The following is a 15472-nucleotide window of genomic DNA, read 5'->3' as shown; positions in this document are numbered from 1 at the left end:
CGCGCGGCTAGCCCGTGCGGACGTTCGGCCCGACGGAGCCGCGGGCGATGAACAGGTCGAGCAGGTTCACGAGCCCCACCGCGCGGATGTAGAGCGCCGCGACGTCGTAGCGGCCGACGGGGAGCGCCTCGAGGGCGGCGGGCCCGGTCGGGTTGGTCGAGCGGTTCTGCGCGTTGACGTCGATCTGGATGACGTCCCGCAGGGCGGTGAAGACCGGGGTGATCGCGGTGGTGACAACGGCTCCGACAAGAGCCGGCAGGGCCGCGAGCAACGGGTTCAGCACGTTCAGGACCAGGGTCAAGACGTTGGCGAGCACGTCAGGGCCGTTCAGCGGGATCCCGAGGATCCTGATGTTCTCGCGCAGCCTCTGCGTGAGAACAGTGACCAGAGTCGTCGTGAAAGCGGTCAGGGCTGCTGCCGGAACGCCGAGACCGCTGTCCACGAGGAGAGTCGAGTTCGGCGGCAGGTTGTTGAGGAAGGCGGAGTAGGAGCCGAACTGCGTGCTCCCGGGCTGCCCGGGAGCAGGACCGAGAAGCGAGGCGAGATCGATCGTCAGCGTCGCCGGAGTCGTCCCGAGGCTCGCCTGGATCGGCTGACCTCCGCCGGGCAGGTTTCCCGCCAGGATGGCGGCGACGTCGACCGTGACAACAGCGACCGTGGCAACACGAATGTCTTCGATCAGAGCAAGGGCGTTCCTCACCGCGGTGACGAGAGCTGTCAGCGCAGTCGACGTGAGCACCAGGTTCAGCCTGGTGATCTGGTAGTCGCGCTGCAGGTTGTCCGACCCGGGCACGCAGGCCGACTGAAGAGCAGCGCGTCCGGTGACGGCGCCGATCTGCAGGGTGAGCCCGGCAACGTTGGTCAGGAGGTCAGACAGATCCGGCCTGCCGACGGCGGCGAGGATCGCCTGCAGGTTGACGGTGCCGAAGTCGGGGTAGCTCCCCGAGGTCGGGGTCAGCGCCAGCTGGCCGGCATTGGTGATCGCACCGGAGGCTCCGCGGACGGTGCCGGTGGTGCTCGCCTCCGCGTACTGGTTGAGGGTGCCGACGCCGGCGGGAGCCGCCAGCGTGAGGAGGGAGGAGAGCGTGCCGGTCAGCCCGGTCGCGTTCACGGCGATGCCGTTCAGTACCGTGGCGTTGACGCCGCCCGTCACGACGACCGGGTCGGGCGGATTCGGTCCCGACGCCGGCGCAGTCGCCGTCACGCCCGAGACACCGGCGACATTGTCGAGGTTCACGCCGCCGAGGAAGCCGCTGAGGAGGCGTCCGCGGGCGACCGCCTGGAAGACCGTGCCCACCGGGAAGCAGCTGATCGAGACGGCGGAGGCGGACTGCGCCAGCATCACCGCGGGCACCGACCAGACCGCTCCGGCCACGACCGTCCGCCGTGCGAAGACGCCCGCGGAATTCGCGCTCTTCTTCTCACTCTTATCGCTGATATCGCTGGATGCGAGCGGATTAGACTCCGACATTGGCGGCCCTCCGGTGCTGTCGCTCGACGTACACCCCTTGGCGCGTCGGCGGCAAACATAGCGAGAGAGGCGTCGCCATAAGAGGCGCTGGCGGATTTCTACTCGCACTGGCGGTGATCAGCGGAGAGGACGCGGAGAAGATGGCAGAGGACCCCCGGCTCCTTCTCTGGCGGCGCCGCCCGGACACGGCCTCCGTCGATCTGAACGGGCGCGTCCTGGTGCTCCCGCTGGACGTCTCCCCGATGGGCAGCCCCTACGCGCTGCGCGAGAGCGTGGCCGCGACCTGGCGGGCGCTCGACGACGAGCCGCAGGACTTCTCCGGCCTGGCCGACCGGCTCGCCCGCCTCCACTCCACCGATCCCGGCGCCATCGCCGACGACCTGGCGCGCGTGCTGAGCGGGCTGGAGGAGCTGCTCCTGGTCGAGAGCAGCCCGCGCGGCGAGGAGCCACGATGAGCGTCGCGAGCGTCGTCGTCCCCAGCTACGCGGGTGCGGCCCGCCTGCCCCGCCTCCTCGCCGCCCTCGCGGCTCAGACCCACCGCGACCTCGACGTGGTCGTGGTCCTCGACGGCGTCGTCGATGCCAGCGAGCGCGCCCTCGACGCCTCCCCCGTGCCCGTGCGCCGCGTCGTGCTCCCCGAGAACCGGGGGCGCTCCGCCGCGCTCACCGCCGGCTTCGACGCCGCGCGGGGCGACGTGCTGATCCGCTGCGACGACGACCTCGAGCCCGGCCCGGGCTGGGCCGCCGCGCACGTCGGGGCCCACCGGGACGCGGTCGTCGGCGTCGTCGGCCTCTGCCCCGACGTCGACCCGGGCACCGCCTACTCGCGCGCCTACGGCCGACCCGCCGGCGAGCGCTTCCGCCGCGGCGCCTACGCGGCGGGTTCCGACGCCTCCTGGCGCTACTGGGGCGGCAACGTCTCGGTGACGCGGGCGACGTACGACCGGGTCGGCGGCTACAGCACCGACTACCGCGAGTACGGCTGGGAGGATGTCGACTGGGGCTACCGGCTGCACCGCCTGGGAGTGCCGGTGCGGATCGAGCCCGGCGCCGAGGCCCTGCACCACGGCGCCTCCGTCTCGGCGGCGGTCCGCAGCCGGCGCGCGTTCCTCTCGGGGGCGGCCCGCCGCACCTTCGAGCGGCTGCACCCCGAGCAGGTGCGGGAGGCGGTGCCCGCGGCCGGCGCGTGGGACGCGGCCGTGCGCCTCCTGGCCCGCGGCGGGAGCGAGCGGCGGACGGCACTGGTCGCGGGAGTCGCGGACGCCGCGCTCGGAGTGGTGCCCCGCCCGGTCGGCGAGAAGCTGGTCGCGCTCGCCGTCGAGTCCGCGGCGATCGCGGGCTACGACCGCGGCAGAGGGCGTCCCGCGCACGGGTGACGGCGGCGCGGATCGACGGACCCGCGGGCCCGGCAGCGGCGCCGACGCCGCGCGAGAGCCGATCTAGGCTCCCCCGCATGCGAGTCCTTCTGGTGGGCGGAGCGGGCTACATCGGGAGCCACACCGCCGTCGCGCTCCTCGAGAGCGGCCACGAGGCGCTGGTCGTGGACGACCTCTCGCACGCGAGCGAGCGGACCCTCGACGCGGTGGAGGAGCTGACCGGCTCGGTGGTCCCCCGCCTGATCGCCGATGCGCGCGACACGGCCGCGCTGACCCGCTTCCTCGCCGCCCACGGACCGGTCGACGCCCTGGTCCTGCTCGCCGGGCTCAAGTCGGTCGGCGACTCGGTGCGGCGGCCCCTCGAGTACTGGACGGTCAACGTCGGGCTCGCCACCGCGGCGTTCTCGGTCGCGGCGGAATCGGGGATCCGCACCGTCGTGTTCTCGAGCTCGGCGGCCGTCTACAGCCCGGGCGGCGTGATGCCGGTCGGGGAGGACTCCCCCGCCGGGCTGAGCGCGGCGAGCCCCTACGGCGCGACCAAGCGCGTCATCGAGGAGATCCTCGGCGACGCCGCGCGCGCCGATCCCCTCCTGCGCGCGGTCAGCCTCCGCTACTTCAATCCCATCGGCGCGCACCCGTCGGGGCGCATCGGCGAGGATCCGGCTACGGCGCCGGGGAGCCTCCTGCCCGTGCTGACGCGGGCCGCGGGCGACCCCTCCCGGTGCGTCGACGTCCTCGGCGACGACTACCCGACCCCCGACGGCACGGGGCTGCGCGACTACATCCACGTCTGCGATCTCGCGGCCGGGCATGTCGCGGCGCTCGAGCGCGCGCGGCCCGGGCACCGGGTCTACAACCTCGGCACGGGCTCGCCGACGAGCGTCCTCGAGCTGATCGACGAGGTCGAGCGCGCGAGCGGGGAGACGGTCCGGTGGCGGGCCGTGGGGCGCCGGCCGGGCGACCTTGCGGCGAGCTGGGCCGACCCGGCACGCGCCGAGCGGGAGCTGGGCTGGCGGGCGGTGCGCACCGTCCGCGAGGGCGTCCGCGACCAGTGGCGGTGGCAGACCCTGCAGCGCATCGGCGTCTCCTGATCCTTCCGGCACGGCGTCACTGAAAGAGTGATTTCTTCTTCTCCGCGACTCTCCTCCATCGTTGTGATCTCCGAGGGAAGAGCGCCTCCGCGACGCACTCCAGACGATCCTCGCCATTCCACTCGCGGCTTATCCGGATTATCGGACTCTCCTTTCCCCGTCGTTCTGCGACGACTCGTACTCGCCTTTCGATTCCTTCTCCACGAGCCGGTTAGCTTCTACTGCACTGCTGATCGGTCACCGACGACGGATAAGCATTCGGAGCCGCTCCCGTCTCCGGATGGCCGCCCGATCCTCACCGCACGCCCGGGGGAAGGGGCCCATCATCACTGCCGTCATCGACGCGACCACCCGTTCCCGATCCGTCCCGCCGGTCGGTCCCGGCCTGATCGTGCACGAGTGGGTCGAGCGTCGCGGAGGCGCCGAGCGCGTGCTCGAGGCGATGACCGAGGCCTTCGCCGACGCCGACGTCCGCGTCCTCTGGAGCGACTGCGCCGAGGTCGTCGGCAGGCCCGTCTCGGAGTCCTGGCTGGCGCGCACGCCGCTGCGCCGCCACAAGGTCCTCGCCCTGCCGGCGATGCTGCCCACGTGGCGGCTCCCGGTCGGCGCCTCCCGCGAGTGGGTGCTGGTCAGCTCGCACCTCTTCGCCCACCACGTCCGCACCAGCGGACCGACCCGCAAGCTCGTCTACGCGCACACCCCGGCCCGCTACATCTGGGAGCCCGACCGCGACGGCCGCGGCAGCAGCCTCGCCGCCCGCACCGCGAGCCTGCTCCTCAAGCCGATCGACCGCCTCCGCGCCGCCGAGGCCTCCTCCATCGCCGTGAACAGCCTCTTCACCGGGCAGCGGGTGCGCGACGCGTGGCACCAGCCGTCGCGGGTCATCTACCCGCCCGTGAACACCGAGCTGCTCTCGACGATCACCGACTGGCGCTCCCCGCTCGACGACGACGAGCTGCGCCTCCTCGACTCGCTCGCGCGGCCGTTCATCCTGGGCGCCTCGCGTTTCGTCCCCTACAAGCGCCTCGAGAAGGTCATGGACGCCGGAGCCCGCACCGGGCTCCCGGTCGTCATCGCCGGGCACGGCCCCTGGGAGGCGCGGCTCCGCGCCTACGCCGAGGAGATCCGGGCCGACGTGACCTTCGTCATCTCGCCCTCCGACCAGCTGATCCGCGCGCTCTACGCGCAGGCGCTCGTGTACGTCTTCCCCGCCGTCGAGGACTTCGGGATCATGCCCGTCGAGGCGATGGCCTGCGGGACGCCGGTCATCGGGACCGACATCGGCGGAGTGCGCGAGAGCGTGTCCCTCGCCGGCGGGGGCGTCATCGCCGACCTCGAGGGCGATCCCGACTGGAGCGACCTGGTGCGCCGTGCGCTCGCGCTCGACGTCGACTCCTTCCGGGCTCGCACCCGGGTCTTCTCGCGCCGGCGCTTCATCGCCGAGATCCAGGACTGGGTCGCCGAGCAGACCGCCTGACGACGGCGCTCCCCGCCGCGGGAGGCCGTCCGTGCGCGCGTCACCGTGCGTGCGGACGACGCTCCCGCGGAGGGATCAGAACAGGCCGCGCGGGGGCTCGATCGAGGCGAGGACGCCGGGGGCGGCGATCACGCTGAGGCGGCCGACCTCCTCCGGGGTCAGCTCGGGCAGGCGCTGCGCGAGGTCGAGGAAGCGCTCGATCTCGGACTCCTCGAGCACGTCGGCGGCGAGCGTGCGGAACTTCGACACGTACTGCTCTCGGCTGAACGGGTGCGCGCCCAGCGGGTGCGCGTCCGCCACCGCGATCTCGTCGACGATCGTCGTGCCGTCCGTCATCAGGATCTCGACGCGGGCGCCGAACGCCTTCTCGCCCGGATCGGTGGAGTGGTAGCGGCGCGTCCACTCCGCGTCCTCCTGCGTCGTGACCCGGTGCCAGAGCGCGATGGTGTCGGCGCGGGCGGCCCGCTCGGGGGCGTAGCTGTGCACGTGGTGCCAGGCGCCGTCCTGCAGCGCCACCGTGAAGATGTACGGCACGGAGTGGTCCAGCGTCTCGCGGGACGCGGCCGGGTCGTACTTCTGCGGGTCGTTCGCGCCCGAGCCGATCACGAAGTGCGTGTGGTGCGAGGTGTGCAGGACGATCCGCTCGACGCGCTCGGGATCGGCGGCCTCGGGGTGCGTGCGGTGCAGGTGGCGGGCGAGGTCGATCAGCGCCTGCGCCTGGTACTCGGCCGAGTGCTCCTTCGTGTACGTGTCGAGGATCGCGCGCTTGGCCTCGCCGCGGTCGGGCAGCGGGACGTCGTAGCTCGCGTCGGCGCCGTCGAGCATCCAGGCGATGACGCCGTCCTCGCCCTCGTAGATCGGCGACGGGCTGGTCTCACCGCGCATCGCCCGGTCGACCGCCTCGATCGCCATCTTGCCCGCGAAGGCCGGCGCGTACGCCTTCCAGCTCGAGATCTCGCCCTTGCGCGACTGCCGCGTGGCGGTCGTCGTGTGCAGGGCCTGCGCGACGGCCTGCTCGATCGTCGCGACGTCGAGGCCGAGCAGCGTGCCGATCCCGGCGGCGGCCGAGGGGCCGAGGTGCGCGACGTGGTCGATCTTGTGCCGGTGCAGGCTGATCGCGCGCACCAGGTCGACCTGGACCTCGTATCCGGTGACGATGCCGCGGACGAGCTGCGCCCCGCCGATGCCCGCGTGCTGGGCGACGGCGATCAGCGGAGGGATGTTGTCGCCCGGGTGCGAGTACTCGGCCGCCAGGAACGTGTCGTGGTAGTCGAGCTCGCGCACGGCGACCCCGTTGGCCCAGGCCGCCCACTCGGGCGAGACCCGGCGGGCCGGGTCGACGCCGAGGACGACCGAGCCCTGGCCGCCGATGGAGGCGGGGTGCGCGAGAGCCTGCGCGCGGGCGGCGACGACCGGGCGGCGCAGGAGCGACGCGGTGGCGACGGCGGCGTTGTCGATGACCCGGTTGACCACCATCTCGGCGACCTCGTCGTCGATCTCGACCGGATCGGCGGCGACCTCGGCGATCGCGTGGGCGAGCTGCCCGTGTCGCGGGAGCTCCTCGTCGCTGCGGTGGACGCGGACGTGGTGTTGGTGCACGGGCGGCTCCTTCGTCTCTCCCCCAGGCTATCGCCCGCCTCCGGCCCCGGCCGCGCGGGCAGAATGGGCGGATGTCCTCCCCCACGCGCGTCGCGGCGCTCGACTGCGGCACCAACTCCCTCCGCCTGCTGATCGCCGACGTGGAGGGCGGCCGCCTCCGGGACGTCCAGCGCCGCACCGAGCTCGTGCGGCTGGGCCGCGGGGTCGACCGCACCGGCCGCTTCGACCCGGCCGCGCTCGAGCGGACCCTCGCCGTCACCCGCGAGTACGCGGCCGCCGCGCAGGAGGCCGGCGCCGAGCGCCTCCGCTTCGTCGCCACCTCGGCCACCCGCGACGCCGCCGACCGCGAGGACTTCCTCGCCGCCGTCGAGCGGATCCTCGGCGTCACCCCGGAGACGATCTCCGGCGAGGAGGAGGCGCGGCTCTCCTTCCGCGGCGCGGTCTCGGCCGTCGACTCCGCCCGGCCCGTGCTGGTCGTCGACCTCGGCGGCGGCTCGACCGAGCTCGTGCTCGGCGGAGCGGAGCCGGAGCAGGCGCACTCGATGGACGTCGGCAGCGTCCGCCTGACCGAGCGCCACCGCCGGGCCGCCGAACCGACGGAGGGCGAGCGCGCGGCGATGCGGGCGGACGTGGGCGCCGCGCTGGCCGCCTCCTCCGTCGACCTCTCGCAGGCCCGGAGCGTCGTCGGCGTCGCCGCGACCGTGCTCACGATCACCGCGCACGTCCTCCGCACCACCGACCGCGCCGCGCTCGAGACGTCCCTCCCCCTCTCCGACGTCCTCGCCGCCTGCGACGAGCTCGCCGCACTGTCTCCGGAGGGGACGGCGGCCCTCCCCTGGGTCCGCCCGGGGCGCGAGGACGTGCTGGCGGCCGGCGCGCTGGTCTGGGGCGAGGTCCTCCGCGCGGTCCACGAGGCGTCGCCGGGCGTCGACCGGGTCCGCTCGACCGCGCACGACATCCTCGACGGCATCGCGCTCGGCCTCGCCTGACGCCCGCGCGGGTCAGGCGGTGAGGGCGCTCCCGGAGTCGCGCGGGAGCCGGGCGGCGGCGGCGAGCGGCACGAGGGTCAGCACCGCGAGGGCGAGGAAGGCGACGCGGTACGGGACGAGGCCGGGCCCGATCGCGGTGCCGACGGCGAGCGCCACCGCGCCCACCGCGACTCCGAGTCCGGCCGCGATCTGCTGCGTGGTGGCGTTGAGGGTGTTCGCGCCCGACATCCCCTCCTGCGGGACCTCGGCGAACGTGACGGTGTTGTAGGCCGTGAAGCCCGCCGAGCGGGCCACTCCGCTCAGCACCAGCAGCGCCACCACGAGCGCCACCGGAGTCGCCGGCTCGAGGAACGCCATCGCCGCCATGCACGCCGCCCCGACCGCGCTCGCCGCGACCAGCACCCCGCGGAAGCCGAGGCGCCGCAACAGCGGAGTCGTGGCCGGCTTGATCGCCAGGTTGCCGGCGAAGAGCGCCAGCACCACGGAGCCGGCCTGCACCGGGCTCCAGCCGAACGCGTCCTGGAACAGCAGCGGGAGCAGGAACGGCACCGCGTTCACGGTCGCCCGGTAGAGCGATCCGCTCGCGTTGGCGACCCGGAAGGTGCGGAAGCGGAAGGCGTCGAGCCGCACGAGCGGATGCTCGGCGCGGCGCAGGTGCCGCACGGCGAGCGCCGTCACGACCGCGCCGACGAGCAGCGGCGCCACCGGCCGCCCGTCGAGCTCGGAGCCGGTGAGGAGCCCCGCCGCTCCGACCAGCGCGCCGAGCCCGACCGCGACGAGCACCAGCCCCGTGACGTCGAGCGGGGGCGGCGCGCTCTCGGAGGTGGCGGGGACGATCCGGCGCGCGATCGCGAACGCGACGACCCCGAGGGGCAGGTTGATCAGGAAGATCCAGTGCCAGGAGGCGACGGTCGTGAGCAGCCCGCCGAGGAACGGCGCGATCACGGGGGCGACCAGTCCCGGCCAGACCAGGATCGCGATGGCGTGGATGATCCCCTCCCGCGGAGTCGCCCGCAGCACCGCGAGCCGGCCGACCGGCACCATCAGCGCGCCGCCGACGCCCTGCAGGACCCGGGCGCCGACCAGAAGCGGCAGCGTGGGGCTGAGCGCGCAGAGCAGGGAGGCGAGGGTGAAGACGGCGATCGCGCTGGTGAAGACGCGGCGCACGCCGAAGCGCTCGCTGAGCCAGCCCGAGGCCGGGATGAGGACGGCGACGGTGAGGAGGAACGCGGTGACGGTGATCGAGACCGCGGCGGAGTCGACGCCCAGGTCGGCGGCGATCGCGGGCGCGGCGGTCGTCACGATCGTGGCGTCGAGGTTCTCCATGAAGAAGCAGCCGGCGACGAGCAGCGCGAGGGAGCGGTGGCGGGGGTCCGTGCTGTCCTCCTCGGCGTGGGGCTGTCGGCGGCGAGCGTAGCGCGGCGACGGCGTGGCCGCCGGGCGGGTACCGTCGCAGCATGAGCGCTGCAGCCGAGACCAGGACGATCCAACTCCGACGCTACGAGCTGATGGACGCGGTGATGGACGACTTCCTCGCCTGGTTCCCCGAGCGGATCGTGCCGGCGCGCGAGGCCCACGGCTTCCGGATCGAGTTCGCCTACGCCGACCGCGAGGTGAACGAGTTCGTCTGGGCGGTCAGCACGGCCGGCGACGCCGACGCGTTCGCCGAGGTCGAGCGGGCGTACCTGGCCTCGCCCGAGCGCGACGCCGCCTTCGCGGGCGAGCCGAAGCGCGTCGCGGTGCAGCACGTGCGGCTGGTCGAGCGGATCGTCTGACCCGGGCGGCGTCCTGCCGGGGCGCCGCCGACTCCGGGCGCCGTCGGGTCCGGGCCCGTCAGCTCCGGGCGCGCCGCACGGCCGCGAGGACGCCGCGGACCACGAGCGTCCCGACCGCGATCGACCCGATCGCTCCGGTCAGGCGCGCCCAGACGTGCTTCGGCCGGTCGATCCCGGCGCGGTCGGCGGGCGAGGGGAGCGAGGCGGGCGCGAGCGTGCGGCCCGCGGCTCCCGCCTCGGCCATGTGGGCGAGCCGGCGCACGGCCTCGCGGTTGCGGATCCAGAGGAACGAGTGCATCAGCGGCTTCGGGACGAGCGTGCCCGGGCCCTTCACGGGCGCCTCGTGCATCCGCACCTTCGCGCCGCGCGCGTGCGGCTCGACCTCGACGCGCACCCGGGCCTCGCCGAGCGGCCAGCCGGCGGCCTGGATGACCATCCGGCGCGGCGGGTCCCACTCGAGGACCGTGGTGCGGTCGTCGATCACGAGCGGCCAGAGGCCGAAGGAGTGGTGCAGCTGCGAGCCCACGTGCGGGAAGTCGGCGTCGACCTTCCGCATCCGCGACGCGCCGACGACCCAGCTCGGGAACAGCCAGCCGGAGGCGAGCACCGCGAAGACGGACTCGGGCGGGCAGTGGACGACGCGGGTGGTGCGGGACATCGCGGACTCCTTCGAGTGGTGGTGGGGCGCGTGGCGGCGCCGTCCCTCAGCCTGGCAGGCCGGGGGCGGCGACGGGCGCAGCGCAACGGCGGCGGCTCAGGCCGGGTGCGCCTCCGGCGACAGGTCGGGGGACTCGCGCACCCCGAACTCGTGCCGCAGCGCGCTGCGGGCGGCGTGCCAGCCGGCCATGCCGTGCACGCCCGGCCCGGGTGGGGTGGACGAGGAGCAGAGGTAGAGCCCCTTCGCGGGCGTCCGCCACGGGTCGGTCGTGAGGACCGGGCGCGAGAGCAGCTGCGCGACGCTCGCGGCTCCGGCGGCGATGTCCCCGCCCAGGTAGTTCGGGTTGTAGGCCTGCATGTCGCGGGCGGTCATCGAGGAGGCGCCGATCACGCGGTCGCGGAACCCGGGGGCGAAGCGCTCGATCTGGGCGGTGATCGCCTCCTGCTGGTCGGCGGGCGAGTACCGGGGGACGTGCGTGTACGCCCAGAGGACGTGCTTGCCCTCGGGCGCCCGGGTCGGATCGACGATCGAGGGCTGCGCCACCAGCACGTAGGGGCTGCGGCTGTGCCGGCCGCGCTTCACGTCGCGCTCGGCGGCCGCGATCTCGGCGCGGCTGCCTCCCACGTGCAGCGTGCCTGCGCTGGCGAGCTCCGGGTTCGTCCACGGCACCGGTCCGTCGAGGGCGAAGTCGACCTTGGCCACGCCGTTGCCGTAGCGGAAGCGCTGGAGGGCCGCGGCGTACGCCGGGGGCAGCCGGTCCCCCGCCATCGCGAGCAGCGCCGTCGGCGTGCCGTCGACGAGCACGGCGCGGGCCGGGGGCAGCTCCGAGAGCGAGGTCACCTCGACGCCGGTCTCGATGGTGCCGCCGTGCGCCCGGAGGTCGTCGGCGAGCGCGTCGACGATCGACTGGCTGCCTCCGATCGGCACCGGCCAGCCGCGCGCGTGGGCGTAGGCGCCGAGCGCCAGGGCGGCCGCGGCCGTCGACGGGCTCGGCATCGGGCGGATCGAGTGCGCGGCGACCCCGGAGAACATCGCCGGGGCGACGTCCTCGCGGAAGCGCAGATTCCACACCGGGGTGCCCTGCTCGAGCACCCGCAGTCCGAAGCGGATCAGCACGCTCGGGTCGGTCGGGATCCGCAGCAGCGCGTCGTTGGTGAAGCCCGCGACGCGGTCGGCCCGCTCGGAGAGAGGTCCCATCAGGGCGCGCCACGCCGCTCCATCGCGCCCCAGCGCCTCGACCGTGCGGTCGAGGTCGCGGTAGGCGATGCCCGCGCGGCCGCCGTCGAGCGGATGCGCGTACGAGACCGCGGGGACGACCAGCTCGATGCGCCGGTCGAGCCCGAAGGCGCGGAAGAAGCCGGACGCGAGGGCCATCGGGTGCACCGCCGAGCAGACGTCGTGGTGGAAGCCGGGCAGCGTCAGCTCCGCCGTGCGCGCGCCGCCGCCGATCGTCTCGTTGCGCTCGAGCACGGTGACCGAGAGCCCGGCCCGCGCGAGCGTGACCGCGGCGGCGAGGCCGTTGGGGCCCGCCCCGATGACGACGGCGTCGACCACGGTCACTTCCTCCGCAGGGCCGAGACGACGCCCGCGGCGCCGGCGGCGAGGGCCGCGGCGGCCCCCGCGTAGCTCAGGGCGCGGTGGCGGATCATCCAGATCTGGGGCGTCATGGTGTGCGCGCGGTCGCTGAAGAGGCCGCGGGCGCCGTGATCGCCGGGGACCGGCTCGTAGACGTTGTTCGGCAGCATCGGCTCCGTCTTGTCGGGGGCCTGCTGACCGTCGAAGGCGCTGCGGGCGAGGTACCAGTCCATGAAGCGCCCGGCGAAGCGGTCGCCGAGGATGGTGCCCGCGGTCGGCTCGCCGACCCAGGTGCGGCGGCGCGGCTTGTCGGCCACGTCGGCGATCGCGATCGCGCCCACCTCGGGCTCGTAGATCGGCGGCACGGGCTGCGGGTGGTGCGGCAGCTGCGACTTCACCCAGTTGAACTGGATGGTGTTGAGCGCCGGCATGTCGACCTCGGACAGGCGCACGCGGCTCTTCGCGTGCAGCAGCTCCGCGGTGACGGCCTCGGTGAAGCCTCGGGCGCCGAACTTGGAGGCGCAGTACGCGGCCTGCAGCGGGATGCCCCGGTGCGCGAGGGCGGAGCCGACCTGGATGACGTGCCCGCGGTCGCGCGGGGTCATCCGGGAGAGGGCTGCGCGGGTGCCGTTGACGAAGCCGAAGAAGTTGACGCCCACGGCGCGCTCGAAGTCGGCGGGCTCGGTCGACAGGAACTCGCCGAAGACGCCGACCATCGCGTCGTTGACCCACAGCTCGATCGGGCCGAGCTCGGCCTCGACCCGGTCGGCCGCCGACTCGACGGCCTCGCGGTCGGCCACGTCGGTCGGGATGCCCAGCCCGCGCCGGCCCTTCTGCTCGATCTCGGCCACCGTGGCCGCCAGTCCGTCCTCGCCGCGCGCCAGCACGGCGACGTCCCAGCCGCGGGAGGCGAGCTCGCGGACCGTGGCGCGTCCGAGCCCGGCCGTGCCGCCCGTGACGACGGCGACTCCGCGGCTCATGCGCGGGCCTCGCGGGAGGAGGTCTCGAGGCGGGGGTGCTGCGTCATGGTGCGGGCTCCTTCGTGAGGGCGCGGTGTGCGTCGGGAGTCCCACGCTAGGCGGGAGCGGCGGCGCGGCGCGCGGGGTTGCGCCCGATCGGTGGAGAGCTCGGTGGATCCGCGCCCGGGGAGGAGAATCGCTCCCGACAGCTCCCGGCTCTCCTCCAGAGACCGCCGCCAGACTGACGCCCGCCCGAGCACCCTCCGACCGGATCGACGCATGACCTCTCTCCTCGACCTGAGCCTCGTCTCCGGCCCCCTCGTCGTCGCCGTCTACGTGCTCGCGATCGGAGCGCTCCTCCTCCTGCTCGCCGCCCACGTCCGCGCTCCCCGCCGCGGGCGCTCCCGACGCGGCGGGATCGCCGTCGCGGTCCTCCTCCTGGGCCTGATCGGCGGCGCCGCCCTGGCCGCCCTCGTCGACGGGCCCGACGGCCCGTTCGGCGTCGACTTCACGCCGGTCACCCGGGTCGCGATCGGCCTCGGGATCGGCGGGCTGGGCGTCGCCCTGGTCGTCCTCGGGCACGCGATCGCCCGCCGCCGCGCGCGGGGGGTTCTCGCATCGCTCGCGGCCGGAGTGCTCATCGTCGCGGCGGCCGCGATGACCGTCAACATCGACTTCGGCCAGTACCCCACCGTGCGCAGCGCGCTCGGGATCAGCGCGTACTCCGACTCCTCCGTGCCGGTCGCCGCCGCGGACGGACCGCACTCGGACCTCGCGACCTGGACGGCCCCGGCCGGGATGCCCGCCGTCGGCTCGGTCTCGACGGTCGCCATCCCCGCCACCGCGTCGGGCTTCCCGGCCCGCGACGCCGTGGTCTACCTCCCGCCCGCGGCCCTCACCGCGACCCCGCCGCTGCTGCCGGTGATGATCATGCTCTCGGGGCAGCCGGGGTCGCCCTCCGATCCGCTCTCGACCGAGAAGTTCCAGCAGACCCTCGACGCCTACGCCGCCGCGCACGCCGGCCTCGCGCCGATCGTCGTGTCGCCCGACCAGCTGGGCGATCCGGACAGGAACCCGATGTGCGTCGACTCGCCGCTCGGGAAGTCGGCCACCTACCTCACCGTCGACGTCCCGAACTGGATCCGCGCCAACCTGCCGGTGCTCGGCGACGCGCAGCACTGGGCGATCGGCGGCCTCTCGCAGGGCGGGACCTGCTCGATCCAGCTCGGCGCCGGCCACCCGTCGCTCTTCGGCAACATCGTCGACGCCTCGGGCGAGCTCGCGCCGACCCTCGGCAGCGAGGCGGCGACGGTCGCGCAGGGGTTCGGCGGCGACCAGGCCGCCTACGAGGCCGCGAAGCCGGTGAACGTCCTCGCGGCGAACGCCCCCTACACCGGCACCGTCGCGATCTTCGGAGTCGGCGCCGAGGACACCTCGTTCCTCCCCGGAGCGAAGACCGTCTACGCCGCGGCCGTCGCCGCCGGCATGAGCGCCACCTACCTCGAGGTGCCGGACAGCGCCCACGACGTCACGGCGTGGTCGGCGACCTTCGACAAGGGCCTCGAGATCCTCGCCGACCGCTGGAAGCTCGTCCCTGCCTCCTGAGCGGCTCCGGGCCTCAGGCGCTCTCGACCAGCCGGACCGCCGCCTCGATCCCGCCGCTCCACGGCGCTCCGTGGCCCGGGAGCACCCAGCGCGCCCCGGTGGCCAGGAGCGCCCGGAGCGACGCGAGCGCCTGCTCCGGCTCGTCGGTGAAGGGCGCGGGCTGCGGACCCGTGCGACCGGTGAGCACGTGGCGGGTGGTCAGCCCGTCGCCGACGAAGACCGCGTCGGCCAGCGGCACGTGCACGGCGATGCTCCCCGGGGAGTGGCCCGGGAGCGCGATCACGCGGGGAGCGCCCGGCAGGTCGAGCGTCTGCCCGTCGTGCACCTCGACGACCTCGGTGAGCGGCGGGACCGTCGCGATGCCCTTCCGCAGCGCGTAGGCCGCGAAGCCGAGGAGCGGCAGGACACGCAGCCGCGGTGTCGCGGTCCTCGGCTTCGCCCCGCTTTTCGCCCGCTCGGCGTCGGCGGCGTGCACGTGGACCGGCACGCCGTGGTCGCGGCGCAGGCGCTCGGCGAAGCCCACGTGGTCGGAGTCGCCGTGGGTCAGCACGACGCCGCGCACGTCGTCGAGGGTGCGGCCCATTGCGCGCAGCTCGGCCAGGAGCTCCGGCCGGCCGCGTTCCTCCTCGTGACGGCCCCCGCTCCCGGCACGCCCGTCACCGCCCAGGAGTACCGCGACGCGGCGAGCGCCCGCCTGCTGGACCTCACCGCGCAGCTGGCGGGCGAGGAGGACGCCCTCGAGGCGGCGCGCACGCTGACCGCCTGGGCGACGGGGTTCATCGGGATGGAGATCACCGGCGCCTTCACCCTCGGCGGCGATGTGGAGAGCGCCTGGCGCTTCGGGCTGGGGCGGATCGTCTCCGCGCTCGCTCCGGCCGCGTCGCGCTGAGCGCCGCCG

Annotated in this window: 15 protein-coding genes; 8 read left to right on the top strand and 7 right to left on the bottom strand. The window is 74.4% G+C overall.

All coding sequences use genetic code 11. From position 1 onward, the window contains the following. Positions 1-7: 7 nt before the first annotated feature. Positions 8-1375 carry a choice-of-anchor G family protein gene (locus C5C33_RS13055; protein ID WP_104261309.1) on the bottom strand — a complete coding sequence of 456 codons (1368 nt, stop codon included), beginning with the start codon at positions 1373-1375 and terminating at the stop codon, positions 8-10. A gap of 236 nt (positions 1376-1611) precedes the next feature. Between C5C33_RS13055 and C5C33_RS13050 the strand changes: the two genes are divergently transcribed. The 4 genes from C5C33_RS13050 (at position 1612) to C5C33_RS13035 (ending at position 5414) form a co-directional block, all read left to right on the top strand. Beyond that, positions 1612-1926, top strand: coding sequence for a hypothetical protein (locus C5C33_RS13050; protein WP_146076975.1), 315 nt, complete (start codon positions 1612-1614; stop codon positions 1924-1926). Continuing rightward, positions 1923-2846: a glycosyltransferase family 2 protein gene (locus tag C5C33_RS13045; protein ID WP_104261308.1), complete on the top strand. Its 924-nt coding sequence runs from the start codon at positions 1923-1925 to the stop codon at positions 2844-2846. Before C5C33_RS13050 ends, C5C33_RS13045 begins: the two co-directional genes overlap by 4 nt. Positions 2847-2923: 77 nt before the next feature. After that, on the top strand, positions 2924-3937 hold the full coding sequence (gene galE / locus C5C33_RS13040; RefSeq protein ID WP_104248008.1) for a UDP-glucose 4-epimerase GalE: 1014 nt from the start codon (positions 2924-2926) through the stop codon (positions 3935-3937). A gap of 280 nt (positions 3938-4217) precedes the next feature. Continuing rightward, a complete protein-coding gene (locus C5C33_RS13035) occupies positions 4218-5414 on the top strand; it encodes a glycosyltransferase (RefSeq protein ID WP_104261307.1) in 1197 nt (398 codons plus the stop codon). Between the two features lie 75 nt (positions 5415-5489). On the opposite strand, the gene C5C33_RS13030 is transcribed toward C5C33_RS13035, so the two are convergent. Next, positions 5490-7013, bottom strand: coding sequence for an MmgE/PrpD family protein (locus C5C33_RS13030; RefSeq protein WP_104261306.1), 1524 nt, complete (start codon positions 7011-7013; stop codon positions 5490-5492). Between the two features lie 71 nt (positions 7014-7084). On the opposite strand from C5C33_RS13030, the gene C5C33_RS13025 reads away from it, so the two are divergent. Next, complete coding sequence (locus C5C33_RS13025) at positions 7085-8002, top strand: exopolyphosphatase (protein WP_104248006.1); 918 nt, start codon at positions 7085-7087, stop codon at positions 8000-8002. A 12-nt stretch (positions 8003-8014) separates the two neighbouring features. Here C5C33_RS13025 and C5C33_RS13020 read toward each other — a convergent pair whose 3' ends face one another. Beyond that, positions 8015-9328, bottom strand: coding sequence for an MFS transporter (locus C5C33_RS13020; RefSeq protein WP_104261305.1), 1314 nt, complete (start codon positions 9326-9328; stop codon positions 8015-8017). A gap of 131 nt (positions 9329-9459) precedes the next feature. On the opposite strand from C5C33_RS13020, the gene C5C33_RS13015 reads away from it, so the two are divergent. Further along, the gene (locus C5C33_RS13015; protein ID WP_104248004.1) at positions 9460-9777 is read left to right on the top strand and encodes an NIPSNAP family protein; all 318 of its coding nucleotides are present in this window, start codon (positions 9460-9462) and stop codon (positions 9775-9777) included. A 58-nt stretch (positions 9778-9835) separates the two neighbouring features. Here the strand turns inward: C5C33_RS13015 and C5C33_RS13010 are convergent, their stop codons facing one another. From C5C33_RS13010 to C5C33_RS13000, 3 genes are all read right to left on the bottom strand, one after another. Beyond that, entirely contained in the window at positions 9836-10435 is a 600-nt protein-coding gene (locus C5C33_RS13010; RefSeq protein ID WP_104233566.1) for an SRPBCC domain-containing protein, read from the bottom strand. 96 nt (positions 10436-10531) lie between these two features. Beyond that, entirely contained in the window at positions 10532-11989 is a 1458-nt protein-coding gene (locus C5C33_RS13005; RefSeq protein ID WP_374953827.1) for a phytoene desaturase family protein, read from the bottom strand. A gap of 2 nt (positions 11990-11991) precedes the next feature. After that, a complete protein-coding gene (locus C5C33_RS13000; RefSeq protein ID WP_104233564.1) occupies positions 11992-12990 on the bottom strand; it encodes an SDR family oxidoreductase in 999 nt (332 codons plus the stop codon). Positions 12991-13248: 258 nt separating this feature from the next. Between C5C33_RS13000 and C5C33_RS12995 the strand changes: the two genes are divergently transcribed. Continuing rightward, a complete protein-coding gene (locus C5C33_RS12995) occupies positions 13249-14574 on the top strand; it encodes an esterase family protein (protein WP_104261303.1) in 1326 nt (441 codons plus the stop codon). Between the two features lie 13 nt (positions 14575-14587). Here C5C33_RS12995 and C5C33_RS12990 read toward each other — a convergent pair whose 3' ends face one another. Further along, positions 14588-15136 carry an MBL fold metallo-hydrolase gene (locus tag C5C33_RS12990; RefSeq protein ID WP_258069239.1) on the bottom strand — a complete coding sequence of 183 codons (549 nt, stop codon included), beginning with the start codon at positions 15134-15136 and terminating at the stop codon, positions 14588-14590. Here C5C33_RS12990 and C5C33_RS12985 point away from each other — a divergent pair. Then, positions 15113-15463: a TetR-like C-terminal domain-containing protein gene (locus C5C33_RS12985; protein ID WP_146085782.1), complete on the top strand. Its 351-nt coding sequence runs from the start codon at positions 15113-15115 to the stop codon at positions 15461-15463. The genes C5C33_RS12990 and C5C33_RS12985 overlap by 24 nt on opposite strands. Positions 15464-15472 lie beyond the last annotated feature (9 nt).

This window comes from Rathayibacter sp. AY1H3 (assembly GCF_002932015.1).
This window is presented reverse-complemented; position numbering and strand designations above follow the sequence as displayed.

Excerpts from the sequence above, each read along its gene's own strand:
- C5C33_RS12995 (WP_104261303.1), top strand. The coding sequence starts at position 13,249 with ATGACCTCTCTCCTCGACCTGAGCCTCGTCTCCGGCCCCCTCGTCGTC.
- C5C33_RS13015 (WP_104248004.1), top strand. The coding sequence starts at position 9,460 with ATGAGCGCTGCAGCCGAGACCAGGACGATCCAACTCCGACGCTACGAG.
- C5C33_RS13035 (WP_104261307.1), top strand. The coding sequence starts at position 4,218 with ATGGCCGCCCGATCCTCACCGCACGCCCGGGGGAAGGGGCCCATCATC.
- C5C33_RS13050 (WP_146076975.1), top strand. The coding sequence starts at position 1,612 with ATGGCAGAGGACCCCCGGCTCCTTCTCTGGCGGCGCCGCCCGGACACG.
- C5C33_RS13010 (WP_104233566.1), bottom strand. The coding sequence starts at position 10,435 with ATGTCCCGCACCACCCGCGTCGTCCACTGCCCGCCCGAGTCCGTCTTC.
- C5C33_RS13000 (WP_104233564.1), bottom strand. The coding sequence starts at position 12,990 with ATGAGCCGCGGAGTCGCCGTCGTCACGGGCGGCACGGCCGGGCTCGGA.
- C5C33_RS13020 (WP_104261305.1), bottom strand. The coding sequence starts at position 9,328 with ATGGAGAACCTCGACGCCACGATCGTGACGACCGCCGCGCCCGCGATC.
- C5C33_RS13045 (WP_104261308.1), top strand. The coding sequence starts at position 1,923 with ATGAGCGTCGCGAGCGTCGTCGTCCCCAGCTACGCGGGTGCGGCCCGC.
- galE (WP_104248008.1), top strand. The coding sequence starts at position 2,924 with ATGCGAGTCCTTCTGGTGGGCGGAGCGGGCTACATCGGGAGCCACACC.
- C5C33_RS13025 (WP_104248006.1), top strand. The coding sequence starts at position 7,085 with ATGTCCTCCCCCACGCGCGTCGCGGCGCTCGACTGCGGCACCAACTCC.